The organism is Pseudomonas sp. PS02302 (assembly GCF_029959585.1).
GTDB lineage: Bacteria > Pseudomonadota > Gammaproteobacteria > Pseudomonadales > Pseudomonadaceae > Chryseomonas > Chryseomonas aestiva.
Genome location: NZ_JASCON010000026.1, coordinates 44,672 through 60,898 on the forward strand (window position 1 = coordinate 44,672; position 16,227 = coordinate 60,898).

General features: G+C 61.3%; 14 protein-coding genes and 1 pseudogene. 12 read left to right on the forward strand and 3 right to left on the reverse strand.

Translation table 11 applies throughout. The features are described 5' to 3' along the window. Positions 1-19 precede the first annotated feature (19 nt). The 4 genes from QMX82_RS11150 to QMX82_RS11165 all read left to right on the forward strand — a co-directional run bounded on the left by QMX82_RS11150 (position 20) and on the right by QMX82_RS11165 (position 5,992). Positions 20-1,228: a TolC family protein gene (locus tag QMX82_RS11150; protein WP_058786669.1), complete on the forward strand. Its 1,209-nt coding sequence runs from the start codon at positions 20-22 to the stop codon at positions 1,226-1,228. 47 nt (positions 1,229-1,275) lie between these two features. Continuing rightward, positions 1,276-2,544: an efflux RND transporter periplasmic adaptor subunit gene (locus QMX82_RS11155; protein ID WP_391564147.1), complete on the forward strand. Its 1,269-nt coding sequence runs from the start codon at positions 1,276-1,278 to the stop codon at positions 2,542-2,544. Between the two features lie 9 nt (positions 2,545-2,553). Beyond that, positions 2,554-5,691 carry a CusA/CzcA family heavy metal efflux RND transporter gene (locus QMX82_RS11160; protein ID WP_058786668.1) on the forward strand — a complete coding sequence of 1,046 codons (3,138 nt, stop codon included), beginning with the start codon at positions 2,554-2,556 and terminating at the stop codon, positions 5,689-5,691. A 91-nt stretch (positions 5,692-5,782) separates the two neighbouring features. After that, the gene (locus tag QMX82_RS11165; protein ID WP_058786667.1) at positions 5,783-5,992 is read left to right on the forward strand and encodes a hypothetical protein; all 210 of its coding nucleotides are present in this window, start codon (positions 5,783-5,785) and stop codon (positions 5,990-5,992) included. A 495-nt stretch (positions 5,993-6,487) separates the two neighbouring features. Here the strand turns inward: QMX82_RS11165 and QMX82_RS11170 are convergent. Beyond that, positions 6,488-7,420, reverse strand: a pseudogene (locus QMX82_RS11170) (ISNCY family transposase); the annotation flags it as partial. A 323-nt stretch (positions 7,421-7,743) separates the two neighbouring features. On the opposite strand from QMX82_RS11170, the gene QMX82_RS11175 reads away from it, so the two are divergent. The 8 genes from QMX82_RS11175 (at position 7,744) to QMX82_RS11210 (ending at position 14,969) form a co-directional block, all read left to right on the forward strand. Further along, positions 7,744-8,010 carry a hypothetical protein gene (locus QMX82_RS11175; RefSeq protein ID WP_241493296.1) on the forward strand — a complete coding sequence of 89 codons (267 nt, stop codon included), beginning with the start codon at positions 7,744-7,746 and terminating at the stop codon, positions 8,008-8,010. 316 nt (positions 8,011-8,326) lie between these two features. Then, a complete protein-coding gene (locus QMX82_RS11180; RefSeq protein ID WP_058786665.1) occupies positions 8,327-8,521 on the forward strand; it encodes a co-regulatory protein PtrA N-terminal domain-containing protein in 195 nt (64 codons plus the stop codon). Between the two features lie 127 nt (positions 8,522-8,648). Next, positions 8,649-10,493, forward strand: a complete 1,845-nt coding sequence (locus QMX82_RS11185) for a copper resistance system multicopper oxidase (RefSeq protein WP_058786664.1) — start codon at positions 8,649-8,651, stop codon at positions 10,491-10,493. A 122-nt stretch (positions 10,494-10,615) separates the two neighbouring features. Continuing rightward, on the forward strand, positions 10,616-11,485 hold the full coding sequence (locus QMX82_RS11190; RefSeq protein ID WP_258196363.1) for a copper resistance protein B: 870 nt from the start codon (positions 10,616-10,618) through the stop codon (positions 11,483-11,485). A 53-nt stretch (positions 11,486-11,538) separates the two neighbouring features. After that, on the forward strand, positions 11,539-11,916 hold the full coding sequence (gene copC / locus QMX82_RS11195; protein WP_058786663.1) for a copper resistance system chaperone CopC: 378 nt from the start codon (positions 11,539-11,541) through the stop codon (positions 11,914-11,916). A 2-nt stretch (positions 11,917-11,918) separates the two neighbouring features. Then, entirely contained in the window at positions 11,919-12,851 is a 933-nt protein-coding gene (copD, locus tag QMX82_RS11200) for a copper homeostasis membrane protein CopD (protein ID WP_044340847.1), read from the forward strand. A gap of 55 nt (positions 12,852-12,906) precedes the next feature. Further along, the gene (locus tag QMX82_RS11205; protein ID WP_044340846.1) at positions 12,907-13,593 is read left to right on the forward strand and encodes a heavy metal response regulator transcription factor; all 687 of its coding nucleotides are present in this window, start codon (positions 12,907-12,909) and stop codon (positions 13,591-13,593) included. Next, entirely contained in the window at positions 13,590-14,969 is a 1,380-nt protein-coding gene (locus tag QMX82_RS11210) for a heavy metal sensor histidine kinase (protein WP_044340845.1), read from the forward strand. Before QMX82_RS11205 ends, QMX82_RS11210 begins: the two co-directional genes overlap by 4 nt. A 97-nt stretch (positions 14,970-15,066) precedes the next feature. On the opposite strand, the gene QMX82_RS11215 is transcribed toward QMX82_RS11210, so the two are convergent. Together QMX82_RS11215 and QMX82_RS11220 are read right to left on the reverse strand one after the other, a co-directional pair. After that, positions 15,067-15,216 carry a hypothetical protein gene (locus tag QMX82_RS11215; RefSeq protein ID WP_155523359.1) on the reverse strand — a complete coding sequence of 50 codons (150 nt, stop codon included), beginning with the start codon at positions 15,214-15,216 and terminating at the stop codon, positions 15,067-15,069. Between the two features lie 91 nt (positions 15,217-15,307). Then, positions 15,308-16,227, reverse strand: a 920-nt coding sequence (locus tag QMX82_RS11220) for a helicase-related protein (RefSeq protein ID WP_282283447.1), incomplete at its 5' end; no start/stop codon positions are given.

Sequence of the window (16,227 nt, forward strand, 5' to 3'; positions counted from 1 at the left end):
TCCCGCCCCATGGCGCCTGATGGGTCTGGCGCTGGGGCTAGGTCTGCTGCTCGCCGGCGGACCGGTCCAGGCCTCATCGCTGACCCTGGAGCAGGCGCTGGCCCAGGCCCTGCGCGACAATCCCGACTACCTGGCGGCCCGCCAGGAGACCGCCGCGGCCGCAGGTGCACGGCAGCAGGCAGGCCTCCTGCCCAACCCGGAACTCGCCTTCGAGGTCGAGGACACGCGCTCTGCCAGTCAGACGCGCAGTCTCACGCTCACCCAGCCCTTTGAACTGGGTGGCAAGCGCGCCGCCCGGGTGGCGGTGGCCGAGGCCAACGCTGGCGTGGTCAATGCGGACCTCGAGGCGCGACGCTATGCCCTCCGGGCGGACGTCATCCAGAGTTTTTACGAGTTGTTACTGGCCGCTGAAGGGGTGCGGCTCGCCGAGCAATCGCAGGCACTGGCCCAGCGCAGCCTGGACAGCTCAGGGGCGCAAATTCGAGCGGGCAAGATTTCACCGGTATCGGGTACCCGCGCGGAGGTAGAACAGGTCACCCAGCGGCTGGAGCTGAGACGCGCACTGCAGCAGCGTGACAACGCGCGGGTGAGTCTTGCCCGCCAATTGGGTGTCTCCGTGACCGAGCTCGGTGAGCCGGTCGGTGACCTGGATCGTCTGCCCGCACCTCCCGGCGAAGCCCTACTGCTGCAGGCGATCCGCCAGACACCGGCGATGCTCAAGGCGCGGCGGCAGGTAGCCGCCGGGGATGCCGACGTCGATCTGCAGCGCAGCCAGCGCTATCCGGACGTGCGGGTGAGCCTGGGCAGCCAATACGACGAGCTCGAGGGGGAGCGGGTCAATCTGGTGGGCTTCTCGCTCCCGCTACCGCTCTTCGATCGCAACCAGGGCAACCTGCTCGCCGCGTCCAGTCGCGCTGACCAGGCCCGGGATCTACAGCGAGCGACCGAGCTGCAGATCCAGGCCGAAACCCTGCAGGCACTGCGCGACTGGCGTAGTGCATCAGCTGACGTCGACGACTTGCGCAACCGGGTTTTGCCGGCGGGCCAGCGTACGGTCGATGACCTAACTCGCGGCTTCTCGCTGGGACGTTTTGCCCAGCTGGATGTGCTGGAAGCCCAGCGCGCCCTCATTGCCGCTCGGGGTCAGTACCTGCTCTCTCAACGTGCGCAGATCAATGCCTGGGCCCGCCTCGAACGCCTCCACGGCTCGCTCTTCACCTCCCCATGACGCTACAGATCCCGGGATCAGACCCGGTGCGGAGTTCTTGCATGACCATGACTTCATTCAGGCCGAGACTGCTGCGGCCGCTGCTGATTGCAGTAATTGGCGGTGGGCTGCCATTCAGTACCATTCAGGCGGGCACCGGTCACGACCACCCCGAACCCGCTGCCCCCCTAATGAAATCGGCAGATGCCAAGGCTGAGGCGACCCAGCCTCGCCCTGCTCTGGACGAAGGCAAAGACGGCCATGACGCGAACGAGGGCGCCCATGGCGAGGGCGAAGAGACGCATGCCGAAGGCGAAGTCGAGCTGAGCGCAGAGCAGATTCGAGCAGCCGGCATCGAAACCCAGGTGGTCACGCCGGTGAGCGTTGGCGCCTCTTTGAGTCTTCCGGGCGAGATTCGCTTCGATGAAGATCGTACCGCTCACGTGGTGTCCCGTACGCCCGGCGTCGTCGAGGAGGTGAAGGCGAATCTTGGAGACCGGGTGCGCAAGGGACAGGTGCTAGCAGTCATTGCCAGCGAGCAGCTTTCCGAGGTGCGCAGCGAGCTGGCGACCGCGCAGCAGCGGCTGCAACTGGCGCGCACCCTGTATGCCCGCGAGCAGAACCTCTGGCAGGAGCGGATCAGCGCCGAGCAGGATCTACTGCAGGCGCGGCAGACACTGCAGGAAGCCGAGATTGCTGTACGCAACGCCCGTCAAAAAGCACAGGCCTTGGGTGGAGCAGCCTCCGCTCAGGGCGGCAGTCGCTACCAGCTGCGCGCGCCCTTCGACGGCGTGGTGGTGGAGAAGCACCTGGTCCTGGGTGAGCGGGTGGACGAAGCCAGCAACCTCTTCACGCTCACCGACCTGTCCCGCGTCTGGGCCACGTTCGCCGTTCCTGCGCGTGACCTCGATCGAGTCACCGTTGGCCGAAAGGTGGAGGTACTCGCGGGTGAGCTGGATAGCCGCACCGAGGGCACCGTGGCGCATGTTGGCAATCTGCTGGGCGAACAGACCCGGGCGGCGACCGCGCGCGTCACCCTAGCCAATCCGGCGGGCGCCTGGCGCCCGGGTCTGTTCGTTACGGTGCGGCTCGATGACGAGCGACGGGCCAAGGTACTTGGCGTGCCCAATGGCGCCGTGCATGTCGTGGAGGATCGCACCGTGGTGTTCGTCCGGACGGCAGACGGCTTTCAGGCGACACCCGTGGTCACCGGGGTCCGGGACAGTGAGCGCACAGAGATTCGTCAGGGCTTGAGCGCCGGCCAGGTGGTGGCCGATCGCGGTAGCTTCATTCTCAAGTCGGAACTGGGCAAGGGCTCGGCCGAGCACTCCCACTAAGGGCGCATCATGTTCGAACGTATTCTTCGCTTCGCCATTGAGCAGCGCTGGTTGGTGCTGCTTGCCACGCTCGGCATCGCTGCACTCGGGATCTACAGCTATCGCCACCTGCCCATCGATGCGGTGCCGGACATCACCAACGTCCAGGTGCAGATCAATGCAGAAGTACCGGGCGCCTCGCCGCTGGAGGTCGAGCAGCGGGTCACCTATCCGCTGGAAACAGCCATGGCCGGCCTGCCGGGACTGGAGCGGACCCGTTCGTTGTCGCGTTCGGGCTTTGCCCAGATCAGTGTCATTTTCGCCGATGGGACGGATCTGTTCTTCGCTCGCCAGCAGGTGAGCGAGCGCCTCCAGGGTGCGCGCGAAGCCCTGCCAGAGGGTGTGGAGGTCAACCTGGGTCCGCTGTCCACGGGGCTTGGGGAAATCTTCCTCTGGACGGTGAAGGCCGCGCCCCAGGCGCGCCGCGCTGACGGCGAAGCCTATACGCTCACCGATCTGCGGGAGATCCAGGACTGGATCGTCAAACCCCAGTTGCGCACCGTGCCCGGGGTGGCGGAAGTCAACACCATTGGCGGCTATGCCAAGGAATATCAGATCGCGCCCGATCCCAAACGGCTGGCAGGCTATCGCATCACCCTAGAGCAATTGGCGATGGCGCTCGAGCGGAACAACGCCAATGTCGGCGCCGGTTTCATCGAGCGCGCCGGGGAGCAGCTGGTGATTCGGGTACCGGGGCAGCTCGCCTCCGTCGAGGATATCGCCACCATCGTGCTCGCTACCGTGGACGGTACTCCGGTACGGATCCGGGATGTGGCCACGGTCGGGGTCGGGCAGGAGTCACGCTCCGGAGCAGCTACCGAAAATGGCGAAGAGGCGGTGCTTGGCACCGTCTTCATGCGGGTGGGGGAGAACAGCCGCGAGGTGGCCCTGGCAGTGGCCGAGCGCCTGGCGCAGATCAACCGCAACCTGCCGGAAGGCGTGCAGGCGGTCGCCGTGTACGACCGCACCACGCTGGTGGACAAGGCGATCGCTACGGTACGCAAGAATCTTGTAGAGGGTGCGCTGCTGGTCATCGCGGTGCTCTTCGTCTTCCTCGGCAATCTGCGCGCGGCGTTGATCACGGCGCTGGTGATCCCGCTGTCGATGCTCTTCACCTTCAGTGGCATGGCCGCGAATCGGGTCAGCGCCAACCTGATGAGTCTGGGTGCGCTCGACTTCGGCATCATCGTCGATGGCGCCGTGGTGATCGTGGAGAATGCCATTCGCCGGCTGGCTCATGCCCAGGAACGGCACGGTCGGGCGCTCGATCGCCGGGAGCGCTTCCAGGAAGTGTTCGCCGCCGCCCGCGAGGCGCGGAGACCCCTCATCTTCGGGCAGCTGATCATCATGGTGGTCTATCTACCGGTGTTCGCCCTGACGGGTGTGGAAGGCAAGATGTTCCATCCCATGGCCTTTACCGTGGTGATCGCCCTGTTGGGCGCCATGTTGCTGTCCATTACTTTCGTCCCGGCGGCCGTGGCGCTGTTCGTCACGGGTCGGGTGCAGGAGAAGGACAATCGGCTGATGAGCGCGGCGCGGCGCGGGTATGCCGTCGCGCTGGATGCAGCCATGCGTCGGCGGCCACTGGTGTTCGCCGGCGCTGGCCTGAGCGTGGTGCTGACGGTGTTGCTGGCCCTGCGCCTGGGCAGTGAATTCGTGCCCAGCTTGAGCGAAGGTGATTTCGCGCTGCAGGCGCTCAGGGTGCCGGGTACCGGCCTGGGGCAATCGGTGGACATGCAGCAGCGCCTGGAGCGCTCCATCCTGGATCAGGTACCCGAGGTGGAGCGGGTATTCGCGCGTACCGGCACCGCCGAGATCGCCGCGGATCCGATGCCACCGAACATCTCTGATAGCTACGTGATGCTCAAGCCGAAGGCGCAGTGGCCTGATCCAGGCAAGTCCCGCGAGCAGCTGATGGCCGAGCTGGAAGCAGCGGCTGCGCGTGTACCCGGTAGCAATTACGAGCTGTCGCAACCGATCCAGCTGAGATTCAACGAGTTGATTTCCGGCGTGCGCAGCGATGTGGCGGTCAAGGTCTTCGGCGACGACATGGCGGTGCTGAACAAGACCGCTGCGGACATCGCCAGGGTGTTGCAGAAGGTCACCGGCGCTGCCGAGGTGAAGGTAGAGCAGACCGGTGGGTTGCCGCTGCTGAGCGTGCAGATCGATCGTGAGCGAGCCGCGCGCTACGGCCTCAATGTCGGTGACATCCAGGATGTGGTCGCAACTGCGCTCGGCGGACGCAAGGCCGGCACGCTTTTCGAGGGCGATCGCCGCTTCGATCTGATGATCCGCCTCCCGGAAGCCCTGCGTAGCGATCCGGCGGTGCTGGCGCGCTTGCCCATTCCATTGCCGGCGGTGGAAGGGCGCGTCGAGTTCATTCCCCTGGCCGATGTGGCGCGCCTGGAAACGGTGCTGGGGCCGAATCAGGTCAGCCGTGAAGACGGTAAGCGTCTGGTGATCGTCAGTGCCAATGTGCGCGATCGGGACCTGGGTAGCTTCGTGACGGATGCCACTGCCGCCATCACGGACCAGGTGCGAATTCCCGTAGGCTACTGGACCAGTTGGGGCGGCCAATTCGAGCAGCTACAGGCCGCCGCCGCCCGCCTGCAACTCGTGGTGCCGGTGGCCTTGCTGCTGGTGTTCGTGCTGCTGTTCATGATGTTCGGCAATCTGCGCGACGGCCTCGTGGTCTTTACCGGCATTCCCTTCGCCTTGACAGGCGGGGTATTGGCGTTGTGGTTGCGGGACATTCCCTTGTCGATCTCGGCCGGTGTGGGCTTCATCGCACTGTCAGGCGTCGCGGTGCTCAATGGCTTGGTGATGGTCTCCTTCATCCGTGGCCTGCTGGAGGAGGGCAAGCCGCTGGATATCGCCGTGCGCGAGGGCGCGCTGGTCCGCCTGCGGCCGGTGCTGATGACGGCGCTGGTGGCCTCGTTGGGCTTCATTCCCATGGCCCTGGCGACAGGCACCGGGGCGGAGGTACAGCGCCCGCTAGCGACCGTGGTGATCGGCGGCATCCTGTCCTCCACTGCCCTGACACTGCTGGTCTTGCCTGCGCTCTACCACAGCGTCCTGCGCCGTCGCGAACAGCCCCCGGCAGGATGACAGGATTGTAATGGGCGGCTCATCCTGGCGTTAGCCGCGCCCCTCTAGAGTGGCTCTTATACCCACGCTGCACTCTAGAAGGAGAAACACCATGACGTTCCTTAAAACTGCCCTGTTTGCCGCCACCCTCGCCGTTGCGGGCCTCAGCTATGCCGCAGATGGCAGCGAGCGCTCGATCTCGCACAACGAAGATTTCCGCGATAGCCAGGCGGCGCTCCAGCAGCATCGAGAGATGCATGAAACGCTGGCGCAGGAAGGGCGTCAGCCGGATAAAGCATCCAACGTCAAAGCGACCAACTGAGGCTACGCGTCTGTTTGGCCGTAGACGATTGATGCCGCGCATCTGAGGCTCGGACAGAAAGCGCCCTGTGGCGCTTTCTGCACACCTAAAAATATACTGCCCTAGAAAAAACCAGCTTCACAGGCACCACCTGCCCCCCTTTTGCCCGCGCTCCAACTTCCTACTCACCCACCCCGCGCGCGACAGAAGGAAGAAGGAAAACTCGAGCCAGAATCTAAAGCATTAGAAAAAGCTGCGGTCCAGCTCAACTCCTAACGCGGAGGTAGGTGAGGCGAATGTTTTGATTGCTTTCAGGCACTCATCATCCCCTTGTAGCAAGTTGAGCAGCCCGAATCGAACACCACCTACCACCACCCAGCGCGTTGAACGTTGCAACCGTGACCTGCACAGTGGACGTTTGCGCCTGCGCACTTTCGTCAGCGGTCCACAACAAGATTACTGCGCCGGTGAGACAGACATTTCTACTTAGTCACCAGAGCGACATTTCTATTTAGCCTTGACAGGCCGGTGCGCATCGAAATCCGAGCGGGCAATTTTACCGAAGCGGCGATTGTAATCGGCCATGAAAAGCGGCAGATAAGCGTTAGCGGCGTCGACGGTGCTGATGTTTCGTAGTCGCAATTCTTTGACCAGGCGATCCTGCAAGGTGAGATGGGCTCGCTCCACGCGGCCCTTAGCCTGGCTGGAGTTGGCGCAGAAGGTATCGATGTTCAGCTCGAACATGGCCCTGGCGAACTGCGTGTGGCCATTGCCACCCTGAGCATCTTTGCTGTTGACTCGAAACACACTGGCCTTGTCGCTGTAGAGCGCCAAGGGCTTACCGTGGTGCTCCAAGTAGGCCCGGGTAGCCTGGAAGTAGCTGAAGGTCGATTCGCTGCGGGTGAAGGCTAGGTGCATCAGGCGACTGGTGGCGTCGTCGATGTAGACCAGAAGGGTGCATGCCGGTGCTCGGTCCTCGTACCATCGATGATCGCTGCCATCGATCTGGATCAGCTCGCCCAGGCAGGCCCGGCGATTGCGTGGCTGGTACACCTTGGGCGGTCGCTGCCGACGCGGCGTCCATAACCCGGCATCCATCATGATGCGCCGGACGGTTTCCTTGGCCAGGCGTAAGCCGTGACATTCAACGAGCTTTTCGGCCGCAAGCGTGGGACCGAAATCCTGGTAGTGCTGCCGGATTAGAGCGGCGGCACGCTGCTCAAGGCCAGGCCGCAGCTGATGATTGCTGGGCTGGCCGCGCTTACGTGAGGTCAGGCCCGAAACGCCGGCGTCCCGGTAACGCTGCACCAGGCGGTGAACCTGCCGGGTACTCAGCTGCAGGCGCTGGGCGGCGCGTGTGGGCGTAAGGAAACCCTCGGTCACCGCCTGGATGACCTTGAGGCGATCGACTTCGCGTAGGCTCATCGTGATCCGCTCGTAGGCTGACATCCTGATCGCTCCGCATCGGCTGCAAAGCCGCTAGGCTAGCTGCCATACGTGATCGGGACATTTCTATCTGGCTGGATCACGACATTACTATTTGGCCGTAACACCGGCCAGTACGCGACGACTAGGACCTGTCTCTAACCTTCACATGGCGGGAACCGCGGCGGGTATCGAAAAGCCTCACGCTGCAGTACGACAGACGTCTCTATGTCCTGCACGACACGCTACAAGCACGAGCTTTAGCAGGCCGATACGCAGAGATCTATCACTACCCTGACGGCCGGATTGAGGTCCGTTCAGCAGGGATTCTCTTTTCCTACGAGACGTTGGATCAGTTGCCTGAGGTCAGCCAAGGCACCATCGTGGAAAACAAGCGGCTGGGCCACGTCTTGCAGGTCGCGCAGCGGATGCAAGAGCAGCGCGATAGCCGTCGGTCCCAAGCGGTACCTCGCAATCCAAAGCCAACCAAAGCGCAGCGCCAAGAGCCGCCGAAGAAGAAGGCGAAAGATTTCATGCCGGAGGATATCGTGGCTGCCCTCGATAAAAGCCGGCCTCCGAAGCGTAGCCGTCATGCGTCAGTCAATCAGCGCTGAAGGGCTCAGTGCGCTTGTAGCGGCCGGGGCCGCATACGACGTGCGCGCAATTCCAGGTCCCGACGGCCATGGGTGGCAATTGCAGGTGCGTTACAGCAAAGAGAGCCGACATTTTCCTCTCCGCTCTAGACGCGAAGTAGTAAGGGTATTTCGGTCACTCGATACGCTCAACAGGTATGCACAGGGCATTGGAATACGAGGGTTCCGGGTCGAAAGCTGACTACTTTGTAATCCTCGGCTCAGTCTACTGAAAGCTTTCCAGCGCTACCTTGTGGTCCGCGGCATGTGCCGCTGTGTTTGCCTGAGGTGCTTCGTCATGAACCTTTCTAAAGCTGTGTTCCTCGCTCTTGCTTTCACCCTTTCCTCGTCTGCTTTTGCTGAAGGGGGCGCCGATCGCGTCTTCACTCGCATGATGGACGCCCAACAAGCAGCGCAAAGCGAAAAAGCCGAGCCGAGGCTAGCCGGGATGTCTAAAGAAAAAAAGGATGAGGGCGGCAAGGTTTGCTGCTAGTGGAGCGGCCACCTAATGCTTACAGAAATGTAATCGCGCCCTACAAAGCGCTATGACATCTTTCCGCCTAATCTTCTAACTCCTGTGCACGGCGCCACTGCCGTCCTCCCTACCAGGGCCTGCTCGTATGGAATCAAGAACCTCTCGACGTACCTTCGTCAAAGGCCTCGCGGCTGCAGGCATGCTGGGGGGACTGGGCTTGTGGCGTTCTCCCAGTTGGGCAGCAGCTGGCTCAACGGCGCTCAGCACTCTGACGGGCACGGAGTTCGACCTGTCGATTGGCGAGATGCCAGTGAACATTACCGGCAAGCGTCGCACAGCGATGGTGATCAACGGCGGATTGCCAGGGCCCCTTTTGCGATGGAAGGAGGGCGACACGGTGACGCTTCGCGTGCGCAACAAGCTTGATGCGGCCACCTCGATTCACTGGCACGGCATCATCCTTCCGCCAAACATGGACGGGGTGCCGGGCCTGAGTTTCGCAGGCATTGAGCCGGGCGGGATGTACGTTTATCAATTCAAGCTCCAACAGAACGGGACCTACTGGTATCACAGCCACTCAGGCTTCCAAGAACAGGTAGGGGTCTACGGCCCCCTTGTCATCGAGGCGAAGGAGCCCGAGCCTTTCAAATACGATCGTGAGCATGTGGTGATGCTGACGGACTGGACGGATGAAGATCCGGCTTCGCTGATGCGCACGCTGAAAAAACAGTCCGACTACTACAACTTCCACAAGCGCACCGTTGGCGACTTCGTCAACGACGTCGCTGACAAGGGCTGGGCCGCGACGCTGGCGGATCGCAAGATGTGGGCTGAGATGAAGATGAATCCCACGGACCTTGCGGATGTAAGCGGCGCAACCTACACCTACCTGCTCAATGGCCAGGCTCCGAACATGAATTGGACAGGCCTGTTCCGTCCTGGTGAGAAGCTACGGCTTCGATTCATCAATGGCTCCGCCATGACGTACTTCGACATCCGTATCCCAGGCCTGAAAATGACCGTAGTAGCGTCTGATGGTCTTTACGTGAACCCGGTTGAGGTCGACGAGCTTCGTATCGCCGTGGCCGAAACCTACGATGTCATCGTCGAGCCTACAGGCGAGGCTTACACGGTCTTCGCCCAGTCAATGGATCGTACCGGCTATGCCCGCGGCACCCTTGCCGTGCGGGATGGCTTGGTGGCTCCAGTCCCTCCGCTTGATCCTCGCCCCTTGGTCACGATGGACGACATGGGTATGGGCGGTATGGACCATGGCGGCATGGACCACGGCAGCATGAAGGGTACGAATTCGGCGGCCGGTGATGATATGCAGACCATGAGCAGCATGGGAGGCAGCCCCATGCCAGCCATGGACCACAGCAAGATGTCCTCCGTACAGGGCATGGACCACAGCGCTATGGCGGGGATGGACCATGGTTCGATGTCTGGAATGGGCGGCATGACGATGCAAAGTCATCCTGCGAGTGAGAAGAACAACCCGCTGGTCGACATGCAGGCGATGACGCCTACCGCCAAATTGAATGACCCCGGCCTGGGCCTGCGTAACAACGGACGCAAGGTACTCACCTACGCCGACCTCAAAAGCACTTTCGAAGACCCTGATGGCCGCGAGCCAAGCCGTACCATCGAGCTACATCTGACAGGACACATGGAGAAGTTTGCCTGGTCCTTCGATGGGATCAAGTTCTCCGAAGCTCACCCTCTGGTTCTCAAATACGGGGAGCGTGTGAGGATCGTGCTGGTGAACGACACGATGATGACGCACCCAATTCACCTGCACGGCATGTGGAGCGACCTGGAGGACGAGGAAGGCAACTTCCTGGTTCGCAAGCACACCATCGACATGCCACCCGGATCCAAGCGCAGCTATCGCGTCACCGCCGACGCCCTGGGGCGATGGGCCTACCACTGCCATCTGCTGTACCACATGGAGATGGGTATGTTCCGCGAAGTCCGGGTAGAGGAGTGAAGCCAGTGACCGTGTTGAATCGACTCCACGTTTGTTCGCTGCTTGCAGTTACCAGCTTCACCATCGCACCGGTTTATGCCTTTGCTGCTGAAGCGGTCAGTTCTGACATGGACCACAGCCAAATGCAGGGGATGGATCACTCCAAGATGCAGGGCATGGACCACAGCCAGATGCAGGGTATGGATCACTCCAAGATGCAGGGCATGGACCACAGCCAGATGCAGGGTATGGACTCTGGAATGACCACCATGGCGCCCAGCAAGCCAGCAGCCCCCACGCAAAGCCGCACACCTATTCCGCCCATTACGGATGCCAACCGGGCGGCCGTCTATCAAAGTGGTAAAGGTCATACGGTCCATGACGATGCCCTCAACTACTTCCTGTTGTTCGATCAGCTTGAGTGGCAGAACGCTGATAACGGCAGTGTGCTGAATTGGGACGTCAATGGTTGGGTAGGGGGGGATATTGACCGGCTGTGGATTCGCTCCGAGGGGGAGCGCTCCAACGGCAAAACCGAATCCGCCGAGCTACAAGCGTTGTGGGGCCACTCCATCGGCCCGTGGTGGGACGTGGTTGGTGGCGTACGGCAGGACTTCAAACCAGGACCGTCACAGACGTGGGCCGCGTTTGGCCTCCAAGGCCTGGCCTTATACAACTTCGAGGCCGAAGCGACTGCTTTCCTCGGAGAGGGTGGCCAAACGGCGTTGAGGCTGGAGGGCGACTACGACATCCTGCTGACCAATCGCCTGATCTTGCAGCCCACCGCCGAAGCCAATTTTTACGGGCAGAACGACCCAAAACGCGGAATCGGCTCTGGCTTGTCCGAGACGGAAGTCGGAGTGCGTTTGCGGTACGAAATCTACCGAGAGTTCGCCCCGTACATTGGTGTCAGCTGGAACCGCTCCTATGGCAACACTGCCGATTTTGCCCGGGAGGAAGGGGAAGACCGCAGCGAAGCCCGACTGGTCCTGGGTGTACGTATGTGGTTCTAACCAGACACCAAATCTCATTCCCCACGAACGCCCCTTGGGCTGTAGGAGTTCGCATGTTCAATCGTGCACCTTTCATAACGCTCTTTGCCGCTGGAATGCTGTTTAGCGTCCTGGCTCAAGCCCATCCCAAGCTGGTGTCTTCGACGCCTGCCGAAGGAGCTGAAGGCGCCGCCCCGGCAAAGATCGAGCTGCACTTTTCTGAAAACCTGGTCACTCAGTTTTCCGGCGCGAAACTGGTCATGACGGCGATGCCTGGTATGGAGCATCCGCCGATGGCGGTCAAGGCGGCTGTTTCGGGTGGCAGTGATCCGAAGACCATGGTCATCGCACCTGCCTCGCCGTTGACGGCCGGCACCTACAAGGTTGATTGGCGGGCAGTGTCATCAGATACCCACCCCATCACCGGTAGCGTGACATTCAAGGTCAAGTAAGTATGGAAGATCCGTTCAGCATCGGACTTCGCTTCGCGTTGTATGCCGATTTGATGATGCTGTTCGGGCTGGCGCTCTTCGGCCTTTATAGTTTGCGTGGCCCTGAGCGCCGCTCGGGCATGGTATTGCCGTTCTTGCCTCTGCTGGCTACAAGCGCGGCGACGGGCCTCTTGCTCTCGGTCGTGTCCATGGTGCAAATGGCCAAGGCTATGAGCGGGGTTGAGGAATGGGGCGAGGCCATACCGCATGTTGAGATGATGATCGCCGAGACGGAGCTTGGCACCGCCTGGCTTATCCGTATGGCCGCCCTCGTGGCCGCTGCTGTGGCCATTGCCTTCAATCCTCGTTGGCCATTAGCGAGCCTGCTCGTGGTTTCGCTGCTGGCAGGCGTGGCGCTGGCCACGCTGGCGTGGACTGGGCACGGCGCTATGGACGAAGGCTTGCGCCGCTTCTGGCACTTCAGCGCAGACATTCTCCACCTGTGGGCCAGTGGTGGCTGGTTCGGCGCGCTGGTGGCTTTTGCCCTATTGCTGCGGCCCAGCAAATCGGAAACGCAGGCATCAGTCCAGATCCTCTCGCGCACGCTTACCGGCTTTGAGCGAGCCGGTGCGGTGATCGTGGTGCTGATCGTCTTCACGGGTGTGATGAACTATCTGCTCATCGTCGGACCCCAAATCACGGGTCTGGCACAAAGCACCTATGGCCTGCTGCTGCTGGTCAAACTGGGCCTTTTCGTCGTGATGATCGGGCTGGCTTCGGCCAACCGCTTTCTCTTGAGCCCGGCATTGGAGCAAGCAGTCCACCAAGGCGATTACACGCGTGCGGCACGGTCTATCCGTTACAGCATGGCACTGGAGCTAGGCTCCGCCATTTTGGTGCTAGGACTGATTGCTTGGCTTGGTACGCTGTCTCCCGAGATGGAAGCGGGGAAGTAAGTTTGCCTGGCCCCGTCGTGCCGTCTCGCCAAGATCGTGTCCCCGAGGGTGAAGCATGAAACTGCTGGTAGCCGAAGACGAACCCAAGACAGGAATCTATCTGCAGCAGGGCCTGCGAGAGGCTGGCTTCACGGTAGATCGAGTGGTCACTGGAACGGATGCCATCGATCAGATGCAGACTGAAGCCTATGACCTGCTGATTCTCGACGTGATGATGCCCGGCCTCGATGGTTGGGGGGTGGTAACACGCCTGCGTGCTGCAGGTCAGTCGGTACCGGTGCTGTTTCTGACGGCAAGGGATGGCGTGGATGACCGAGTCAAAGGATTAGAGCTGGGCGCCGATGACTACCTGATCAAGCCCTTTGCCTTTTCAGAGCTGCTGGCACGTGTTCGAACTCTATTAAGGCGCGGGAACGCCAGCCCGCCGGTTCAAACGAACCTGCAGATCGGAGATCTACAGGTTGACCTACTCAAGCGCCGCGCCACGCGGGGCGGCAAGCGAATTGACCTTACCGCTAAAGAGTTCGCCTTGCTGGAGTTGTTGATGCGTCGGCGAGGCGAGGTCCTGTCAAAATCTCTTATCGCATCACAAGTATGGGACATGAATTTCGATAGCGATACGAATGTCATCGAGGTGGCGATTCGGCGGTTAAGGGCCAAGATTGACGATGACTTCGAGGCGAAACTTCTCCACACCTGCCGTGGAATGGGCTACAGGCTAGACGTGCAGGACGAAGGATGAAGCCAGGTTCACTTACCTTCCGCCTCAGCCTCATGTTTGTAGCCGCGGTCGTCGCTGTCCTCATCATCGTGGGCATCGCTTTCAACGAGCTGAGCCGCCACCATTTTCGTGCTCTGGATGCCCAGGCTCTGGAAGAAAAGCTGGAAGCGATCACCCAGATCGCTAAAGAGCCCGGCGCGAATTCGGACCAGCTCAAGATTCGCTGGCACACGCTACTGGGAGCACATCCCGATCTCAGCGCGGTATTCCTCCAGGCTGACGGAAGCCTCTTTTTTGCAGAGCCTCCCCAGTCATCGGTGCCGTCCCTGGCTCAGGCGACCGAGCACGATGGCGTGTGGGAGTGGGAAAGTGACGGACACATGTTCAGGGCCTTGAAGGCGCCAGTCTCGTCGTCGGAGGCCACTGCTCCGCTGACCATGTGGTTGGTACTGGACGTCACGACGCATATGCACTTCTTCGCCATGCTGGAGCGCTGGTTCTGGGGCGTTCTGCTAGCCAGCACCGTGCTGAGTGCCGCACTTGGTTGGCTGGTTGCCAAGAATGGGCTGCGGCCGGTGGCCAAGGTGACCCAGACAGCCGCCTCGATGTCCGCAGGCTCCTTGAAGGAGCGTATTCCTCTGGAGCCCGTGCCCGATGAGTTACGCGAGCTCATCACCGCCTTCAATTCCATGCTCGGTCGCCTGGACGACTCGTTCATACGTCTATCGAATTTTTCTGCCGACATCGCACACGAGCTACGAACCCCGATCAGCAACCTGCGGACTCATACCGAGGTGATCCTGGCCCAAAAGCGGGACTCGGACGTGTACGAGGAGAATCTGACCTCCAACCTGGAAGAGCTCAATCGCCTGTCGGGAATCATCGACGGCATGCTGTTCCTGGCCAAGTCCGACAACGGCCTGATCGTACCTGAACCGGTCGAGCTGGATTTGGGTAGGGTCATCGGCAAGCTGTTCGGATACTACGAGCTTCTGGCTGAGGATAAGGGTATCCAGCTCAAGGCATCGGGAAGCGCCTTGATCTTTGCGGATAGCGTGATGATCGACCGTGTCGTGTCGAATCTGCTGTCCAATGCCCTGCGCTATACCCCTTCTGGAGAGACGATTGAGGTCTACATCCAGGACTATGGCAGCCGTGTAGAGCTTCGGATAGAAAACCCCGGCCCCGAAATTCCGCCGGAGCACCTGGCGAAGATCTTCGACCGGTTCTATCGGGTGGATCCTGCACGCCGCGAAGGTGATGGGAACGCAGGGCTTGGGTTAGCGATTGCCCGGTCACTGATGCAAGCGCATGGTGGCACGATTTCATGTACCTCCCAAGGAGGTCGAACGGCATTCATCCTGACCTTCACGCGCCGGACTAGTCTGCGCACATGACACGCTTATCTAACTCTCAGAAAGGCAGAGCTAGGTACCAACTATTGATGTCACTCAGATAAGAGTTAGGCTCGGCCGTAAGGCCATAATGACATTTTTACTTAGCTGTCAGCGCGACATCTCTTCTTAGCCTTGACACGGCGCGCTCGGGCTCGACGTGCAGCACCTGGGCACGGCGGTGGTAGCGCCGCCAGTTGGTCAGTCCGCAGACGTTGCCATGATCACGCTCGCCGACCGTGTAACTCACCTGCTTTTACCTCATGCCCCAAATGGTGGTCGCAGTCTCAGCAGACGACAAGGAGTTGTTAATAAAAAGCCCCTCTGAAGAGGGGCTGTAGTCAGCCGTTGACCAATTGCCTCGCCAACGCCATCTCGACCGAATCACCATCCTGGTTCAACGCATCGAGCCCTGACTCTGGAACGTCTCCCGACGTGCTCTGAGCCACCGCGATCTTCTTGGCCATCAGCTGCAGGCAGGTGATCTGCGAGCTGCCGGCGTAGCCGAAGAATAGCACCCGTACCGCTTGCTTCTGACCGATCCGCCACGACCGGCGCGCTGCCTGCTGCAGGGTGTAGACGTTGTAGCCCGTCTGCAGGAAGACGATGGTCGGGAAGTCCAGCAGATCCAGACCGGTCTTCACCAGCTCCGGGTTGGTGACCAGCACGTCGACGCCGCGGTCGACCTGGTCGAGGATCCAATCCTCGCGCCTGGCCGTGTCCACCGAAGCACGCAGTACCGCCACCTTCAGACCTGCTTGCTCGAGCAACCGCTTGAGCCTACTGGTCGTGTCCCGGGTGCCGCTGTAGACGGTGTAGGCCAGCACCTTGCGGCCCAGTGCCTTCTCCTGACGGCACAGCTCGATCAGCGCCTCCTCCTTGGGGCTGGCCTGATCTTCGTCGAAGATCGCGTCGACCCTGGCCAGGGTGTCCCGGGTCCGGGGGTGTTTCACCACCTCCGGCCGGAAACAGCAGTCCGGCCAGGCTAGCAGCACGTTGAGCACTACCCCGAGTAGGGTGGTATCTCGCCGTGCTAGGGCCTGGCGAAGCTCCGCGGTCAGTTTGCTGGCCAGCTGCCGATAGGCCGCGTCCTGCTGCGCCTGCATCGGGATGTCGACGAACTCCTCCTGGTATGCCGGCAGCACATTGCCGCCGATGTCCTTGAGCTTGAGAAACACGGTAAAGGGCAGCACGAAGCGGTGGATGCCTTTGGGGCCGAAGCCTGGGGCCTTCACCGTCCGTACCGAGAGCTTCTTGCCCC